18 protein-coding genes and 1 pseudogene are annotated in these 16,745 nt (G+C 71.8%); 7 read left to right on the forward strand and 12 right to left on the reverse strand.

The window, feature by feature from the left end:
* Positions 1–78: 78 nt before the first annotated feature.
* Positions 79–435, reverse strand: coding sequence for a PRC-barrel domain-containing protein (locus tag ACFWA7_RS23780; protein ID WP_385541549.1), 357 nt, complete (start codon positions 433–435; stop codon positions 79–81).
* 150 nt (positions 436–585) lie between these two features.
* The gene (locus ACFWA7_RS23785) at positions 586–747 is read right to left on the reverse strand and encodes a hydrophobic protein (RefSeq protein ID WP_283450316.1); all 162 of its coding nucleotides are present in this window, start codon (positions 745–747) and stop codon (positions 586–588) included.
* A gap of 190 nt (positions 748–937) precedes the next feature.
* On the opposite strand from ACFWA7_RS23785, the gene ACFWA7_RS23790 reads away from it, so the two are divergent.
* Both ACFWA7_RS23790 and ACFWA7_RS23795 read left to right on the forward strand, forming a co-directional pair.
* Positions 938–1,948: an SDR family oxidoreductase gene (locus ACFWA7_RS23790; protein ID WP_385541547.1), complete on the forward strand. Its 1,011-nt coding sequence runs from the start codon at positions 938–940 to the stop codon at positions 1,946–1,948.
* Between the two features lie 55 nt (positions 1,949–2,003).
* A complete protein-coding gene (locus tag ACFWA7_RS23795; protein WP_385825080.1) occupies positions 2,004–2,678 on the forward strand; it encodes an HAD family hydrolase in 675 nt (224 codons plus the stop codon).
* 51 nt (positions 2,679–2,729) lie between these two features.
* On the opposite strand, the gene ACFWA7_RS23800 is transcribed toward ACFWA7_RS23795, so the two are convergent.
* From ACFWA7_RS23800 to ACFWA7_RS23815, 4 genes and pseudogenes are all read right to left on the reverse strand, one after another.
* Entirely contained in the window at positions 2,730–3,152 is a 423-nt protein-coding gene (locus tag ACFWA7_RS23800) for a hypothetical protein (protein WP_385541543.1), read from the reverse strand.
* 210 nt (positions 3,153–3,362) lie between these two features.
* Positions 3,363–5,180 (reverse strand): thiamine pyrophosphate-requiring protein, encoded by a 1,818-nt coding sequence (locus tag ACFWA7_RS23805; RefSeq protein ID WP_385825082.1) that lies wholly within the window; start codon positions 5,178–5,180, stop codon positions 3,363–3,365.
* Positions 5,181–5,242: 62 nt separating this feature from the next.
* Positions 5,243–5,614 (reverse strand): hypothetical protein, encoded by a 372-nt coding sequence (locus tag ACFWA7_RS23810; protein ID WP_385825084.1) that lies wholly within the window; start codon positions 5,612–5,614, stop codon positions 5,243–5,245.
* 5 nt (positions 5,615–5,619) lie between these two features.
* A pseudogene (locus tag ACFWA7_RS23815) lies at positions 5,620–6,217 on the reverse strand (FAD-binding oxidoreductase); the annotation flags it as partial.
* Between the two features lie 172 nt (positions 6,218–6,389).
* Here ACFWA7_RS23815 and ACFWA7_RS23820 point away from each other — a divergent pair.
* Positions 6,390–7,343, forward strand: a complete 954-nt coding sequence (locus ACFWA7_RS23820; RefSeq protein WP_385541537.1) for an LLM class F420-dependent oxidoreductase — start codon at positions 6,390–6,392, stop codon at positions 7,341–7,343.
* 45 nt (positions 7,344–7,388) lie between these two features.
* Complete coding sequence (locus ACFWA7_RS23825) at positions 7,389–7,637, forward strand: DUF6479 family protein (protein ID WP_385825086.1); 249 nt, start codon at positions 7,389–7,391, stop codon at positions 7,635–7,637.
* Positions 7,638–7,657: 20 nt separating this feature from the next.
* Here ACFWA7_RS23825 and ACFWA7_RS23830 read toward each other — a convergent pair whose 3' ends face one another.
* Complete coding sequence (locus tag ACFWA7_RS23830) at positions 7,658–8,128, reverse strand: Dps family protein (protein WP_385541533.1); 471 nt, start codon at positions 8,126–8,128, stop codon at positions 7,658–7,660.
* A gap of 195 nt (positions 8,129–8,323) precedes the next feature.
* Here ACFWA7_RS23830 and ACFWA7_RS23835 point away from each other — a divergent pair, with 195 nt between their 5' ends.
* A complete protein-coding gene (locus ACFWA7_RS23835) occupies positions 8,324–8,911 on the forward strand; it encodes a nucleosidase (RefSeq protein WP_385541531.1) in 588 nt (195 codons plus the stop codon).
* A 13-nt stretch (positions 8,912–8,924) separates the two neighbouring features.
* On the opposite strand, the gene ACFWA7_RS23840 is transcribed toward ACFWA7_RS23835, so the two are convergent.
* A complete protein-coding gene (locus ACFWA7_RS23840; RefSeq protein WP_385825088.1) occupies positions 8,925–9,983 on the reverse strand; it encodes an aldo/keto reductase in 1,059 nt (352 codons plus the stop codon).
* Positions 9,984–10,108: 125 nt separating this feature from the next.
* Between ACFWA7_RS23840 and ACFWA7_RS23845 the strand changes: the two genes are divergently transcribed.
* Together ACFWA7_RS23845 and ACFWA7_RS23850 are read left to right on the forward strand one after the other, a co-directional pair.
* Positions 10,109–10,729 carry a TetR-like C-terminal domain-containing protein gene (locus ACFWA7_RS23845; RefSeq protein WP_385825090.1) on the forward strand — a complete coding sequence of 207 codons (621 nt, stop codon included), beginning with the start codon at positions 10,109–10,111 and terminating at the stop codon, positions 10,727–10,729.
* Positions 10,730–11,124: 395 nt separating this feature from the next.
* A complete protein-coding gene (locus tag ACFWA7_RS23850) occupies positions 11,125–13,431 on the forward strand; it encodes a family 20 glycosylhydrolase (protein ID WP_385825092.1) in 2,307 nt (768 codons plus the stop codon).
* Between the two features lie 21 nt (positions 13,432–13,452).
* On the opposite strand, the gene ACFWA7_RS23855 is transcribed toward ACFWA7_RS23850, so the two are convergent.
* The 4 genes from ACFWA7_RS23855 to ACFWA7_RS23870 are packed head-to-tail and all read right to left on the reverse strand — an operon-like array spanning position 13,453 to position 16,712.
* Complete coding sequence (locus tag ACFWA7_RS23855; RefSeq protein WP_385541524.1) at positions 13,453–13,944, reverse strand: universal stress protein; 492 nt, start codon at positions 13,942–13,944, stop codon at positions 13,453–13,455.
* Between the two features lie 6 nt (positions 13,945–13,950).
* The gene (locus ACFWA7_RS23860; RefSeq protein ID WP_385541557.1) at positions 13,951–15,207 is read right to left on the reverse strand and encodes an SLC13 family permease; all 1,257 of its coding nucleotides are present in this window, start codon (positions 15,205–15,207) and stop codon (positions 13,951–13,953) included.
* Positions 15,208–15,266: 59 nt separating this feature from the next.
* Positions 15,267–15,740, reverse strand: a complete 474-nt coding sequence (locus ACFWA7_RS23865) for an SLATT domain-containing protein (RefSeq protein WP_385825094.1) — start codon at positions 15,738–15,740, stop codon at positions 15,267–15,269.
* Positions 15,741–15,758: 18 nt separating this feature from the next.
* A complete protein-coding gene (locus ACFWA7_RS23870; protein WP_385825096.1) occupies positions 15,759–16,712 on the reverse strand; it encodes a cupin domain-containing protein in 954 nt (317 codons plus the stop codon).
* Between the last annotated feature and the right edge of the window lie 33 nt (positions 16,713–16,745).

Here is a 16,745-nt window from a genome sequence, read left to right on the forward strand (position 1 = left end):
CGCCCGGGCTCTCGGCCCGGGCGGCCCCGCTGCATGAATTCTTGCTCTATGTCCTGCTGGATGGTCGTGATGGCGACGTCAGACGACCGGCGGGCGACCGCCGTAGTAGCCACCGACCTGATCGTGGTAGCCGGCGTCCCCGACGTGCTTTTCCCTGTCGAACTCGGGGGCGGCCTTGATCTGGTCCTTTGTGCGGTCCACGTAGACCTTCTTCTCGGCCGCGTCGAGCTGCGTCACGGTACCGGCGGGCAGCAGCACGTGCTTGCCGAAGATCCAGACGCCGGTGTCGACCACGATGTACGCGGAGCCCACCTCGTCCGAGTGCTTGTCGACCTTGCCGATGCTTCCGTCGGTGGCCTCGACGCTCCAGCCCCGCAGATCCGCGCCCGCGAGATGGCCACTGGTTTCCGGGTAGCCCCAGATGTTGTCCGTCATGAAACGTGATTCCTTTCTTCATTGTGCACCGGAAGAGCGTCGCCGCGTAAACCACTCGGTGACGCTCTCTCCCGACGGGCCGGGTGCCCGAGTTCTTCCGGCCGACACATTGCTTTTCAGCCCTTACGGAACCTGCCGCTCGGAAGACCGCTACCAGCGATACCAGCGGCCGGATCCGCCCTTGGGCCGGGCGACGAAGCCGATGAGCCACAGAACCAGTACAGCGATCGCGACCCACCACAGGATTTTGAGTGCGAAGCCGGCGCCGAAAAGGATCAGGACCAGCAGTAGAACGAGGAGCAACGGGACCATGGCAATCAACCTCCAGCCCTCCGTGTGCCCCCATCGGGCGGCCACACACATTTCAGGAGACGATTTGTCGGTGGACCATTCCCGGCGGCCGTGCCGCGCTCATTCACCTCCTCGTTCGAGGGAATGGGGAGGCTTGTGGGGGGGTATCCCACCGCAGGGCTGCCGATGCCCGGAGGGACGGGACGAGATCATGCCGCAAACCGTTGTGATCACCGGCGCCAGTGCCGGGGTCGGCCGCGCCACCGCCCGGCTGTTGGCGCGGCGCGGAGCCAACATCGCGCTCCTCGCACGCGGCCGGGCGGGCCTCGACGCCGCCGCCGCGGAGGTCGAAGAAGCCGGCGGGCGGGCTCTGGTGCTGCCCACCGACGTCGCCCACCACCAGGAGGTGGAGAAGGCGGCTGAGCTGACCGAGGCCGAGTTCGGGCCGATCGACGTATGGATCAATGTCGCCTTCACCTCCGTCTTCGCACCCTTCACCGAGATCGGGCCGGAGGAGTTCCAGCGCGTCACGGACGTGGCGTATCTGGGCTTCGTCAACGGCACCCGTGCCGCCCTCGACCGGATGGTCCCCCGTGACCGGGGAGCCATCGTGCAGGTCGGCTCGGCCCTCGGCGAGCGGTCCATTCCGCTCCAGTCGGCCTACTGCGGCGCGAAGCACGCCATCAACGGCTTCACCTCATCGCTGCGCACCGAACTCCTGCACAACGGCAGCCACGTGCGCATCACCGTGGTGCAGCTGCCCGCGGTCAACACCCCGCAGTTCTCCTGGGTCCGCTCACGGCTGCCCAAGCACCCCCAGCCGGTGCCGCCGATCTACCAGCCCGAGGTCGTCGCCCGGACCATCGTGCACGCGGCGGACCACCCCCGCCGCAAGCAGTACTACGTCGGCGCCTCCACGGTCGCGACCCTCTGGGCCAACCGGCTCGCCCCGGCCGTACTCGACCGCTATCTGGCCCGTACGGGCTACGCGGCGCAGCAGACCGACTCCCTCGCGCCCGTCACCGGGCCCGGCAACCTGTGGCAGCCGCTGGATGACCGTCCGGGCGACGACCACGGCGCCCACGGCGTCTTCGACGAGCGTTCGACACCGCGCTCCGCCCAGGCGGCCCTCGCCCGCCACCCCGCACTCACCGCGGGCACGGGCGCCCTGGCCGCGGCGGCCGTGCTGCGGTGGGTGAGCGCCCGCCGCGCGGGCGGCTGAACCGACGGGCCCGTACGGTCGGAGCAAGGCAGAGCGGCACGGAAGGCGGCACGGTATGACGCGCGCGGCGATCTTCGACGTCGACGGCACTCTCGTCGACACCAATCATCTGCATGTGGTCTGTTGGTGGGAGGCGTTCCGGCAGGCCGGCCACGATGTGGCGACGCATGCCATCCACCGGGCGGTCGGGCTGCCCTCGGAGGACCTGATCGCGCATCTGCTGGGCGAGGACCGCGACAAGGACGAGGACTCCGACCTCAGCTCCGCGCACACGACCCTGTACGCCACGTACTTCGCGCGGCTCGCCCCGATCGCGGGCGCCGCGGACCTGCTGCGGGCGCTGGACGGGCGTGGCTGGCGGGTGGTTCTCGCCACCTCGGCGGGCGGCGCCGAACTGGGCGCGCTGCGCGAGGCCATCGACGCCGACGACGTGATCGCCGGGGTGGCCAGCGCGGACGACGTCGAGTCCGGGAAACCGGCCCCCGACCCCGTCCAGCACGCGCTGGGGCTGGTCGACGGCGACGCCGGGGCGTCGGTGTTCGTCGGCGACACGGTCTGGGACATGAAGGCGGCGGCCAAGGCCGGGGTGCGGCCCGTGGCGGTGCTGGCGGGCGGCATCCCGCGCGGCGATCTGGAAGAGGCGGGCGCGGTGGCCGTCTACGACGACCCGGCGGCGCTGCTGGCCGCGCTGGACGACAGTCCGGTGGCGGAGCTGGAGCGCCGCGGCTGAGCGGCGGGCACGACTTGCGGGCGCGTATACGCGTATACGCGCGGCCTGCTCCTACCGCCCCCGAAGCCGCAGTTGCAGATCCACTTCCTGGTCGCCCGAGGCCGTCCCGGCGTCCTCCACCTCGAAGGTCCGGTGCAGGACGTCGCGGAGCCGGGCCACCGCGACGGGGCCGCCCTGGACGTCGACGGTCACCGTGCCGCCCAGCGCCGCCCGGCTCACCTCCCCCGGCACCCGGGAGGTGTCGAAGGTCGCCGTCCACACGGTCGGACGCGCCGGATCGGGGCTCGTGGGCCCGTGGCTCGTGGGCCCGTGGCTCGCCTCTTCGGCGCCGTGCCCCGGCCTGTTCGGCTCGTCCGCCGAGAAGTACCGGCGCAGCGCGCCCAGGACCGACTCGGCGTCGGCGGCCGAACACGCGCTGAGTACCACCTCTACGCGCTGTTCCGGCGGCGCCTGGGATGCGGCGGTGGGCTTCATGGGGGCACTCCTCCTGCGTCGGTCAGTCGGTCGGTCAGTCGGTCGGTCGGTCGGTCGCTCGGTCGGTCGGTCGCTCGGTCGGTCGGTCGCTCAGTCGGCCAGTTCGGGCCGTCCTGACGTGGCCCGGCGGGTTGCCCGTGCCCGGGCGGTGAATCCCGCCGGTGCCACTCTGCCCGCGTTCCGGGGCCGCCGCCTCTTTGCGGCATCGCGTCAGGCGTCGCCGCCGGCGCCGGGCCGGTCCTCCCGGCGCCTGCTGCCCGGCAGCATCTCCTGCACCTTCGCCTTCAGCCCCTGCCGGATCATGCCGACCCGGTCGCTGTCGCCCTTCACGATCGAGGCCGCGGCGGCCTCGATCTGGTCGAGCGAGGCGTGCGGCGGGATCGGCGGCACCGCCGGGTCGGTGCGGAACTCGACCACGAACGGCCGGTCCGCGTCGAGCGCCCGCCGCCAGGCGCCCTCGACGTCACCGGGCTTCTCCACCCGTACGCCGTCGAGTCCGATGGAGCGCGCGAAGTCCGCGTACGGCACATCGGGCAGCTCCTGGGACGGCAGGAACTGCGGCGCGCCGGACATGGCGCGCATCTCCCAGGTGACCTGGTTGAGGTCCTGGTTGTTGAGCACGGCGACGATCAGAGAGGGGTTCTCCCACTCGCGCCAGTACTTGGACACGGTGATCAGCTCCGCGAGCCCGTTCATCTGCATCGCCCCGTCGCCGACGATCGCGATGGCCGGGCGGTCCGGGTGGGCGAACTTGGCGCCGATCACATACGGGACGCCCGGCCCCATCGTGGCCAGCGTGCCGGAGAGCGAACCGCGCATGGTGCCGCGCATCCGCAGGTGCCGTGCGTACCAGTTGGCGGCCGAACCGGAGTCCGCGGCGAGGATGACGTCGTCGGGCAGCAGGGCGTCGAGGGCGTGCACCACGTACTCGGGGTTGATCGGGTCCGCGTCGACCGCCGCGCGCCGCTCCATCACCTGCCACCAGCGGGCGGTGTCCTTCTCGATCTTCTTCCGCCACTTGTCGTGCTTCTTGCGCTTGAGCCTGGGCAGCAGCCGGGTCAGCGTCTCGCGGGCGTCGCCGACGAGGTTGACCTCGAACGGGTAGCGCAGTCCGACCATGAACGGGTCGATGTCGATCTGCACCGCCCGCGCCTGGTCGAATCCGGGCAGGAACTGCGTGTACGGGAAGCTCGACCCCACCACGAGCAGCGTGTCGCAGTCCTGCATGAGCTCGTACGAGGGCCGGGTGCCCAGCAGGCCGATCGCGCCGGTGACGTACGGCAGGTCGTCGGGGAGCGCGTCCTTGCCGAGCAGCGCCTTGGCGACGCCCGCGCCCAGCACGTCCGCGAGCTGCTCGACCTCGGCCCGGGCGCCCCGCGCGCCCTGCCCGATCAGCACGGCCACCTTCTCCCCCGCGTTCAGCACCTCGGCGGCCCTGGCGATCTCGTCGTCGGCGGGGACGGGGGCGTAGTGGGCGGCGCCGAGGCTGGAGGGCACCATCTTGAAGGCGTGGCCGGGCGGGGTGTAGTCGAGTTCCTGCACATCGGCCGGAATGATCACGGCGGTCACGGTCCGCCGGGCGGCGGCGGTGCGCATGGCCCGGTCGATGACGTTGGGCAGTTGCTCGGGGACGGTCACCATCTCGCAGTATTCGGAGGCCACGTCCTTGTACAGGCTCAGCAGATCGACCTCCTGCTGGTACGAGCCGCCCATGGCGCTGCGGTTGGTCTGACCGACGATCGCCACGATCGGCACATGGTCGAGCTTGGCGTCGTAGAGGCCGTTGAGCAGATGGATCGCGCCGGGGCCGGACGTGGCCGCGCACACCCCCACCCGCCCGGAGAACTTGGCGTACCCCACCGCCTCGAACGCGGCCATCTCCTCATGCCGCGCCTGGATGAACCGGGGCTTGTCGTCGGCCCGGCCCCAGGCGGCGAGCAGGCCGTTGATGCCGTCGCCCGCATAGGCGAAGACGTGCTCGACCTCCCACTGCCGCAGCCGTTCCAGAACGTAGTCGGAGACTTTCATCGACACGGGATGACCTTTCCAGGGGTGGGGACTCGGGGACACTCAGCGGGTGTCAGCGGGTGTCAGCGGGTGGAGGGGCGGTCGGCGGCCCTTTCCGGGTGGTGCGCGGGAAGTGGGCCGTCGAGGCCCAGGGCGAGCGCCTCCGCGAGGTGGAGTGCGCGGCGGCCGGTGCCGCCCTGCTCGATCTGCGTGCGGCAGCTGAAGCCGTCGGCGAGCACCAGCGCGCCGGGCGCGGTGTCACGCACGGCGGGGAGCACGCCCTGCTCGCCGATCTTCATGGACAGCTCGTAGTGGCCGCGCTCGAAGCCGAAGTTCCCGGCGAGACCGCAGCATCCGGCGTCCAGGCCGCTGCGGCGCATCAGCTCGCGGTCGGCGTCGCCCTTGAGCACCGCGTGCTGGTGGCAGTGGGTCCGCACGGTGGCGGCCCGGCTCATCGTGGGCGGGTGCCGTCGTAGGTGAGGACCTCCAGGCGCCGTACGTTGTCGGCCGTCTTCCCGTACACCTGGGCCGAGGCGCCGCACGAGCTTCCCGTACGCCTGGGCCGAGGCGCCGCCCGAGTTGTTGCCGATCATGCCACCCAGCGAACAGTGGTTGTGGGTGGCGGGTTTGAGCCCGAACTTCAGCCGGTGGGGCACCAGTTTGCGGTTGAGTTCGTCCAGTACGAGACCGGGCTCGACGACGCACGTACACCGCCCGGGGTCGACGGAGACGAGCCGGTGGCAGTACTTGGTCCAGTCGACGACGACCACAGCCGCGTTGGTGCACTGCCCGCCCAGACTGGTGCCGCCGCCCCGCGAGAGCACCGGAGCGTCGTACTCCCGGCCCACCTCGATCGCGGTGACCGCGGCCTCGACCGTGCGCGGCACCACGACGCCGATCGGCACCTGGCGGTAGTGGGAGGCGTCGGTGGCGTAGGCCGCGCGGCTGCCCGGGTCGAAGCGCACCTCGCCGTCCACCCGGTCGCGCAGCGCCTGCTCCAGCGAGGGGCGGTCCTGCCGCACACCGTCATGTGGAGCCGTCCCGCCGGTCGCGCCCATGGAAAACCCTCTCCGTCGAAACCACTCCGCCACCGACCGGGCCTGCCACGGGCCCGACCGACGCGCTTCCGCCGGTACCCCTGTGCGGGCGCCTCACACGGTCGCGGGGTGGATGTTTCCTTTCGCGCCCACCGGTCACCCGGCGTGCACCAGCGCGTCCGAAGGAGCGGCCATGACCGAGTACGGCTACTTTCTGTCCAGCGAGGAGCACACACCCGCCGAGCTGGTCGAACAGGCCCGGATGGCCGAGCAGGCGGGATTCACCTCACTCTGGATATCCGATCACTACCACCCCTGGAACGACAGCCAGGGCCAGTCCCCGTTCGTCTGGTCGGTGATCGGCGCGCTGTCGGAGGCCGTGTCCCTGCCGGTGGAGACCGCGGTGACGTGCCCGACCGTACGCGTCCACCCGGCGGTCGTGGCCCAGGCCGCCGCCACCAGCGCCGTACAGCTCGGTGGCCGCTTCCGGCTCGGCGTGGGCTCGGGCGAGGCGCTCAACGAGCACATCCTCGGCGACGCCTGGCCGGAGGCCGCGGTGCGGCTGGAGATGCTGGAAGAGGCCATCCAGGTGATGCGGCTGCTGTTCACCGGTGAACAGATCAGCCACCGGGGCAAGCACTACACCGTGGAGAACGCCCGCCTGTACACCGTCCCGGACGAGCCCGTGCCCATCGACGTGTCGGCCTTCGGACCGCAGGCCGGGGAGCTGGCAAGCCGGGCCGGGGACGGTCTGATCGCCATGGCACCCGACACCGCGCTGATCGAGCGCTTCCGGCGCGGAGGGGGCGGTGGCAAACCCGTGCTCGCCGGTCTGAAGGTGTGCTGGGGTCCCGACCGCGAGGAGGCGGTCCGCGAGGCCCACCGGCTGTGGGCCAACGAGCAGCTGCCCGGCGAGCTGCCGCAGGTGCTGCCGACACCGCGCCACTTCGAGCAGGCGTCCGAGCTGGTGACGCCCGGGCGCGTCGGCGAGAACGTGCCCTGCGGGGACGACGTGGACATGCACGTCGCCGCGGTGCGCGAGTACGCCGACGCCGGGTTCGACACCGTGTACGTCAACCAGATCGGAAAGGGGCAGCGCGGCTTCTTCGACTTCTACCGCACCAAGGTCCTGCCGCGGCTCGCATAGAAGCCACCCGCTCGACAGAAGCCACCGCCCGCTTAGGAGCCACCCATGAACACCCTCACGCTCTCCCAGACCCTCGCCGCGAGCAGCTCGTCCTCCTGGCTGTTCCTGATCGTGGGCATCCTCGTCGTGGCCGTACTGCTCGCGGCCTTCTGGTACGGCAGCCGCCGGGCCGCGCGGCAGCCGAAGCCCCCGCAGGAGCCCCAGCCGCGCGCGGACTCCTGGCAGACGCCCGACACCCCCGACACCGAAGCGCCGCAGGGGCCGGAGGGCCCGGAGCACGACCACCACCTCTAGCCGTCGGCTGCCCGGCGAGGTCAGGCGTCTTCCGCCTGGAACATCCAGGCGTGCTTCTCCAGTTCCCCGGTCAGGCCGATGAGCAGGTCCTGGGTGACCGGATCCGGCTTCTCCGTCGCCGCGATCCGCTCGCGCATACGCTCGATCACCCTGCCCAGGGCGACCACCAGCACCTGCACGGCCTCGGTGTCCTTGATCCAGCCCTCCGGAACGGTGCCGATAGCGGAGGTCGCCGCCACGGTGGCGGCCCGGCCGTCCGGCGCGACACCGAGCGCGGAGGCGCGCTCCGCCACCACGTCGGAGTGCTGACGCGCTGTGGTGACCACCTCGTCGAGCTGGAGGTGGACCGAGCGGAAGCGCGGGCCGACCACGTTCCAGTGCACCTGCTTGGCCGCCAGCGACAGATCCACCAAATCCACCAGGGCACCCTGCAGCGCGGTCCCCACGACCTTCAGGTCGGCATCCGGCAACGAGCTCTTCACGGCAGCCACTGTGTTCTCCATTCCTGGGTAGCGATCCCGGTCAACGGGATGCGGGCGGGACGCGTGTGCCGTCCCTCCGCTGCGCCTTCCTTGAAACGCGAGGATCAAACTGGGCGCAGGTCAGGGGCACACCTCCACACGGCACCCCTCCCCGCACATGACCCGCCGCTGTAGCACTGGGCGCGCGGAAATACCCTGGTCCCCATGGAGCTCTCAGGACACATCGCCACCAACCGCCCGCTGCTCGTGCTGGCCGTCAAGGAAGAGGCGCAGTTCCTCGACACGGATCTGCCCGTCCTCCTCACCGGTATGGGCAAGGTGAACGCGGCGGGCGCGCTGGCCACGGTCCTGGGGCGCGGGCCGCACCCCTCCCGGATCGTCAACCTGGGGACGGCCGGGGCACTGCGCCCCGGGTGGACCGGCACCCATGTCATCGGCTCGGTGCTCCAGCACGACCTGGACAGTGACGTACTGGCCGCGCTGACCGGCGAGATGTACGGTCCGCCGCTCGATGTGTCCGACCGGGGCGGGCCGACGCTGGCGACCGGCGACTCGTTCATAGCCGACGAGGAAGCGCGCGCCCGTCTGGCGCTGCGGGCCCACCTCGTCGACATGGAGGGCTACGCGCTCGCGTCCGTCGCGCGGCGGGCCGGGGTCCCCCTCGACATCGTCAAGCACGTCAGCGACGAGGCGGGCGAGGGCGCTGCCAGGACATGGCGTGAGTCGGTCGCCGACTGCGCCCGCGTCCTCGCCGCCTGGGCCGAGGCGAACATCCCGGAGTACACCGCCTGATCCCCGGCGGGGCCTACGCCTTTCCGGCCACCGCCCGGCCCGTCATCGGCGGGTTGAGCCGGGCGAACCCCTCCTGGCGCTCGTACGGGTAGTACGGGTAGGGCGCGGTCCGGGTGCTCGCGGCGTCCAGGCGCGCCACCTGCTCGGTCGTCAGGGTCCAGCCGAGCGCGCCGAGGTTCTGCCGGAGCTGCTCCTCGTTGCGGGCGCCGATGATGACGGAGGAGACGGTGGGGCGGCGCAGCAGCCAGTTGAGGGCGATCTGCGGGATCGTCCTGCCGGTCTCCTCCGCCAGCTCGTCGAGGGTGTCGACCACCCGGTGGAGCAGCTCGTCCTCGACGGGCGGGCCGTAGTCCGCGGTGCGGTGCAGACGGCTCTGCTCCGGCAGCGGCTGCCCGCGGCGGATCTTGCCGGTGAGCCGGCCCCAGCCGAGCGGGCTCCACACCACCGCGCCGACACCCTGGTCGGCCGCGAGCGGCATCAGCTCCCACTCGTAGTCACGGCCCACGAGGGAGTAGTACACCTGGTGCGCCGCATAGCGCCGGTAGCCGTGCCGGTCCGCCGTGGCCTGCGACTTCATCAGCTGCCAGCCGGAGAAGTTGGAGACGCCGGTGTAGCGGATCTTTCCGGCCCGTACGAGGTCGTCGAGCGTGGACATGACCTCCTCGATCGGGGTGCCCGCGTCGAAGGCGTGCAGTTGGAAGAGGTCGATGTAGTCCGTGCCCAGGCGGCGCAGCGCGTCCTCGACGCTGCGGATGAGGCGTGAGCGGGAAGTGCCCGCGTCGCCCGGCCCGTCGCCCATCGGCAGTCCGGCCTTGGTGGAGAGGATCACCTCGTCACGTCGACCCTTGATCGCCGCGCCGAGCACCTCCTCCGAGGCGCCGGCGGAGTAGACGTCGGCGGTGTCGAACATGGTGACCCCGGCCTCCAGGCAGATGTCCACCAGTCGGCGCGCCTGCTCCGCGTCGGTGTCGCCCCAGGCGCTGAAGAGCTCTCCGCGCCCGCCGAACGTCCCGGCGCCGAAGCTCAGTGCCGGAACCATCAGCCCCGACGCGCCCAGCCTCCTGTATTCCATGACAGATTCCTCTCCGTGCACAGCCGGTGCGGTCGCCGGTCGGCGATCGCTAACGGTTCTGTGGTTCCGTTACGATGTCCACAACGTAGCAGAGCCTCACCCATTAATGGAACAGGAGTCCCGTTATGGCTTCGGGAGACGCAGACCCCGGGACCCTCCGCCCCGGTGGCCGGACCGCTCGCGTACGGGCCGCGGTGCTCGGCGCCGCCGGTGACGCGCTCGCGGAGGGCGGTCTCGCCCAGCTGGACCTCGCCGATGTGGCCCGCCGCGCCGAGGTCGGCAAGACCACGGTCTACCGGCGCTGGGGCACTCCGGCCGGTCTCGTCGCCGACCTGCTCGCGGACATGGCCGAGCAGTCGCTGCCGCGCACGGAGACGGGGACACTCCTGGGCGATCTGCGTGCCAACGCCCGGCTCGTCCGGCGCACCCTGGCCGACGCCCGCCAGGGCGCCCTCTTCAAGGCGGTGATCGCCGCCGCGACCTGCGACGCCCAGACGGCCGCCGCCCTGCACCGCTTCTACGAGACGCGCGTCGAGGAATGGGCTGTGTGCGTCCAACAGGCCGTCGAGCGAGGGGAGTTGGCGGAGGGGACCGACACCCGCGAAGTGATCCGCGCGGTCTCGGCCCCCCTCTACTACCGCCTCCTGACCACCGGCGCCCCGCTCGACGAGGCGGCCGCGGACCGCGCCGCCGAGGCCGCGGCCGCCGCCGCACGTGCGGGGGTCTTCACGACCGCACAGGGCTGAGGTGCGCGGCCGTTCGCGGCCCCGTCAGGTGATCGTCCACTGCTGAAGCGCCGTATGGGCGTCGGTCCACGTCGGCAATCAGGGGGATGGCCGCGGCCGCTGCCGCTGCCGCTGCCGCGAGGGCTCTTCGCAGGCGTGGCACAGGTCGTCGCCCTTTCCCTCCGAGGAGCGGTGGCCCGATCCCACTGCCGCGGACAGCCGGAGTACATGTGTCTTCGTCATCGCTTCTCAGGTTTTCTCGCACGGACACGGCCGGTTCCCGACGACGTTCCTGCGCGATCGCGCTCGATACGGCGCCGTTTCGAGCATCTATTGACATGTGCGCGCCACTGCGCTGCACTGGTGCGCCACATGCCTCGCAAGCCCCCTGCCCCTCTCATGACCAGGGATACGCCATGCGACTGCTCAGATTCCTGATCGCCGCGGTCTGCGCGCTGGCCGCACTCGCCCTGCCCGGCGTCGCCGCCGCGCCCGCACGGGCGGCCGCCGCGCCCCCGCAGACCGTTCCGGCACTGCGGCAGTGGACGGCCGGCTCCGGCACCTACACCTTCACCGCCACCAGCCGGATCACCGTCGACCCCGCCTACACCGCCCAACTCTCCGACGAGGCAGCCACGTTGGCGGACGATCTCGGCGCGCAGACCGGGCGGACCGTGGCCGTCGTCACGGGGACGCCCGCCGCCGGCGACATCGGGCTCACACTCGGCGAGGGCACACTGCCCGCCGAGGGCTACCGGATGACCGTCGATCAGGCCGTCACCATCCGGGCCGGGACCGACACCGGCGCCTTCTACGGCACCCGCACCCTCCTCCAACTGCTGCACCAGTCCGCCTCGGTACCCGCCGGGACGGCCGTGGACTGGCCCACCAAACCCGAGCGCGGCATCATGATCGACCAGGGCCGGAAGTTCTTCACCGTCGCCTGGGTCCAGCAGCACATCAAGGAGCTGGCCTACCTCAAGCTCAACTACTTCCACTTCCATCTGTCGGACACCTTCGGCTTCCGCCTGGAGAGCTCCACCCACCCCGAGATCGTCTCCGCCGACCACTACACCAAGCAGGACATCGCCGGCCTGGTGGCGCTCGGGCAGAAATACCACGTCACCATCGTCCCGGAGATCGACACACCCGGGCACATGAACGCGGTCCTGGCCGCCCACCCCGAACTCAAGCTCAAGAACAGCTCCGGCACGGCCAGCGCCGAGTTCATCGACCTCTCGCTGCCCGGCTCGTACACCCTGATCAAAGACCTGATCAACGAGTACCTGCCGCTCTTCGCCGCCCGGTACTGGCACATCGGCGCGGACGAGTACGTCACCGACTACAACAGCTACCCCCAGCTGCTCAGCTACGCCCGCGCCCACTACGGCGCGAACGCCACCGCCAAGGACACCTACTACGGGTACGTCAACTGGGCCGACACGCTGGTGCGGGCGGGCGGGAAGACCACCCGGATGTGGAACGACGGCATCAAGTCCGGTGACGGCACCGTCACCCCGAACGCGGACATCCTCGTCGAGTACTGGTACAACTACGGCCTCACCCCCCAGCAGTTGGCGGCGGCCGGGCACACCGTGGCCAACGAGTCCTGGACACCCACCTATTACGTCCTCGGGGGCGCCAAACCCGACACCAAGTGGATGTACGAGACGTGGACGCCGGACCTCTTCCAGGGCGGCAACACCCTCACCGACCCGGCCGGGAACCCGGGCTCGCTGATCCACGTGTGGTGCGACAACCCCAACGCCGAGACCGAGGACCAGATCGCGGGCGGCATCATGTACCCGCTGCGCGGCCTGGCCCAGCAGACCTGGGGGTCCCCGAAGCCCACGAGCGGTTACGCCTCGTTCACCCCGATCGTCGCGGCCGTCGGCCACAACCCCGCCTGGCCCGGCCCGGCCCAGCCGGGCAATCTCGCCCGCAACCGACCCACCACCGCCTCCAGCACCGAGACCGCGAACTTCCCGCCCGCCTCGGCCACCGACGGCGACCCCGCCACCCGCTGGTCCAGCGCGTACACCGACCCGCAGTGGCTCCAGGTCGACCTCGGCTCCACCCAGAACGTCAACCGCGTGGTGCTCCGCTGGGAGGCCGCGTACGGCAAGGCCTTCCAGATCCAGCTCTCCGACGACGCCACGACCTGGCGCACCCTCTACTCCACCACCAGCGGCACCGGCGGTGTCCAGGACCTCACCGGGCTGTCCGGCTCCGGCCGCCACATCCGCCTGTACGCCACCCAGCGCGGCACCTCGTACGGGTACTCGCTGTACGAATTCGAGGCGTACGGAGGCCAGTTGGGCGGAACCCGCACCCTCACCGCGGGCGGCAAGGCCCTCGACGACCCGGCGAGCTCCGGCACGTCCGGCACCCAGCTGATCACCTGGACCCCGCACGGCGGGCCCAACCAGCAGTGGCGGCTGACCCTCAACGGCGACGGCAGCTACACGATGGTGAACGGCTCCTCCAAGCTCTGCGCGGACGTGGCCGGAGGCGCCACCACAGCGGGCGCCGCCGTCGTCCAGGCAACCTGCACCGCCCGCGACAGCCAGCACTGGCAGCTCACCGGCCTCGGCGGAGGCCGCTACACGGTCGCCAACAAGAACAGCGCGCTCCTGCTGACCACCGCGTCCGCCGCCGACGGCGCCCTGGTCACCCAGCAGGCGGCCAACGGCTCCACGTACCAGCAGTGGCAGGTCACCTGAGCCGTGGTACCGGGGCCGGGGCTACCCCCGGTCCGGCGGCACCGGCGGGAGCGTGGCGGCCCCCGGCGCCGGTTCGGGCCAGACCACGAGGACGGGGCAGGGGGCATGGTCGAGGACAAAACGGGAGGCGGGGCCCAGGCTCTTCGGTCCCAGCCGGGAGCGGTCGCCGTCGCGGGCGAAGACCAGCAGGTCGGCGCCCTCGGCCTCGGCCACGACCTCCCGTTCCGTGCGTCCGGTGCGCTCCTGGCACCGGCACGGGCGGCCAAGGCGTTCGGCGGCGGCGCGCAGCAGGTCCTGGGCGGAGACATCGGCCAGGTGCTCCAGGCGGGTGCCGGGGTCGCGCTCGGGGTGGCCGCGGCCGAGGAGACCCGCGTAGGCGCCGTGGGCGACGCCCGGGACGTCCTGGCCGGTGACATGGAGGAGCACGATGTCGGCGCCGTCCGCCGTGTGGGCGCGGGCGGCGTCGACGCACGCGGGCCAGGAACCTTCGGTGATCCAGACGACGACGGTCATGGTGCATCAGCCTCCGGGCACGTGCAGCGACCCCCACAGTGCCAGCACGGCGAGCGCCAGGGCGAGGGGCACGACGAGAAGACCGAGCCGGGTGAACTCCCGCAGGTCGACGTCACTGTCGTGCTCCCGGACGATGCGCCGCCACAGCAGGGTCGCGAGTGATCCGGCGTAGGTGAGGTTGGGCCCGATGTTGACGCCGAGCAGCACCGCGAGCACGGCGCCCGGGCCGGTCGGCGCGGTCAGCGGCAGCAGGACCAGGACGGCGGGCAGGTTGTTGATGACGTTGGCCAGTACGGCGGCCAGCGCGGCCACGCCGAGCAGTGCGAGCAGGCCGGTGCCGTCGGGGACCAGATGGGCGAGGCCGGAGGCGAGCCCGTTGTCGACCACGGCGCGGACCACGATGCCCAGGGCGAGCACGAAGGCGAGGAACGGCAGCGCCGCGGCACCGACGAGGGCGGCGGGTGTGGTGCGGCGCCGCACCAGCGCGCGGGTCGCAAGCACGAGCGCGCCGGCCGCCGCCGCCCAGGCCGGGTCGGCCCCGACCGCCGAGGTGAGGACGAACCCGGCCAGTGTGCCCGCCACGGTCAGCAGGGCGAACAGCGGCAGTCGGGGCGGCTCGGCGCCGGACGGGACCACGGCCCCGGCGTCCAGGTCGGTGGCGAAGAACCGCCGCAGCACCACGTACTCGACCCCGATGGCCGCCAGCCACGGCAACGTCATGAGTGCGGCGAACCGGGTGAAGCTGAGCCCGCTCGCCGCGAACGCGAGCAGGTTGGTGAGGTTGGAGACGGGCAGCAGCAGCGACGCCGTGTTCGACAGATGGGTGCAGGCGTAGACGTGGGGTTTTGGCCGTGCGCCGAGCCGCGCGGCGGTGGCGAACACCACCGGGGTGAGCAGTACAACCGTGGCGTCCAGGCTGAGCACCGCCGTGATGACCGAGGCGACCGCGAACACCTGCGCCAGCAGGCGGCGCGGCCTCCCCGCGGCGGTGCGGGCCATCCAGGCCCCGCAGGCCTGGAACAACCCCTCGTCGTCGCAGAGCCGGGCGAGCACCAGCACCGCCGCCAGAAAGCCGATGACCGGCCCGAGGCGTGCGGCCTCGGCCTGCGCGTGCTCCAGTGAGATCGCCCCGCAGGCGATGACCACGCCCGCCGCCGGAACCGCCACCACCGCCTCGGGCCAGCCCCACGGCCGTACCACCGCGCACACCAGCACCGCCAGCAGCAGCGCGGCCGACACCACCTCCGCACCCCAGGTGTTCAGGGCCAACTCCTTGCAGACAGCGCCGGTGACGAGCCTCTATGGAAACAGATCCCACGGTGTCACTGCGGCAGCTGACTTCCCGGCATCGCTCCCGGCCGCAGTCCACGGCGGCCCGCGGCCCAGTTCTGCAGCTCGGTGGTCGCCACGTCCTCGATCTCCTCCTGCAGCCGGCGGCGGCTCGCCTCGTCCCGTTCCCCCTCCGGGATCAGCCGGTAGCGCCGGATCGCCAGCCGCAGCCTCGACCAGGCCTCCGCGGCGAGCACATGGCGCTCGGTGTGGTTGAACACCTGCCGGAATCCACCGATGAAGACGGTGAGTCCGGCCAGCGTGGCGGTGGCCGCGGCGGGCGCCGGGATGCCCGCCGCGACCACGGTGGCGGCGCCGGTGAGCAGCGCGCCGAGTTCGGTGGTCCAGTGCCACCGCCGGGCCCGGTCGCGTGTCCGCGCGTACCAGTCGAGGTCGGAGAGGGCCTGCTCCAGGAGGGGGTCGTCGACCGGGGTGGGCTGCGGTGGTGTTCCTCTGCGTATCGGCACACCACCATGCTCCCCCGGCTAGGCCGGTCCGCGGGCGCGATCTCCTTGACGGCCTTCGCGGTAGCGGCCGGGCGTGGTGCCGAACTCCCTGCTGAAGGCGTGGGAGAAGGCGTACGGGGTGCCGTAGCCGATCCGGGCGGCGATGGCGGCCAGAGGGTCGGTCGTGTCGCGGAGCAGGGTCGCCGCGCGGGTCAGCCGCCACCAGGTGAGGTACGCCATCGGCGGGCGGCCCACCAGCGCGGTGAACCGGCGGGCCAGGGTGGGGCGGGAGACACCAGCCTCGGCGGCCAGCCGGTCGTTGCTCCACGGGGCGGCCGGATCCGCGTGCAGCGCGCGCAGAGCGCTCGCCACCACCGGGTCGCCCAGCGCGGCCGACCACGCTCCGGCCGTGCTCTCGCTCATCCAGGCCCGGATCATATAGACGAGCAGGAGGTCGAGCAGGCTGGTGACCGCGATGCCCGCGCCGGGGCGCGGGCCGCCGAGCTCGCCGCCCAACAGGTCGATCGCGGCACGGAGTTCGGGGTGGCGGCCCACTCGGTGCGGCAGATGGACGACCTGCGGCAGCTCCGCCATGAGCGGGTGGACACGGCTGTGGTCGAGCCGGTACTTCCCGCAGAGCACATGGAGTTGCGCCTGCGCGTCGGCGGAGACGGAAGACATCGGCCCCGAGGGCGGATACCCGCCACCGGACCAGTCGTCGAACGGCAGCGCCCGCGCCACGGCCTCCGCGTCGACGGCGGAGTCCGCGAGCACGTGCCCCGCGCCGTGCGGCAGCAGCACCGCGTCACCCACGCCGAGCGCGACCGGGGCGCCGGCGTCGGGCAGCAGCCAGCAGGAGCCCTCAAGGACGATGTGGAAACCGGCTCCGTCGTACGGGGCGAGGCGTGTGCACCAGCTTCCGCTGGCCCGCACCCGGTTGGAGGAGGGCCGCCCCATCCGTACGGCTGAGATCGCATCGCTCACCACGTCCACCCCGGCAGCGTATCTCCTGGGCCGACGATGAGA

Origin of the sequence: Streptomyces sp. NPDC059994 (genome assembly GCF_042737755.1) — a bacterium.
Lineage (GTDB): Bacteria > Actinomycetota > Actinomycetes > Streptomycetales > Streptomycetaceae > Streptomyces.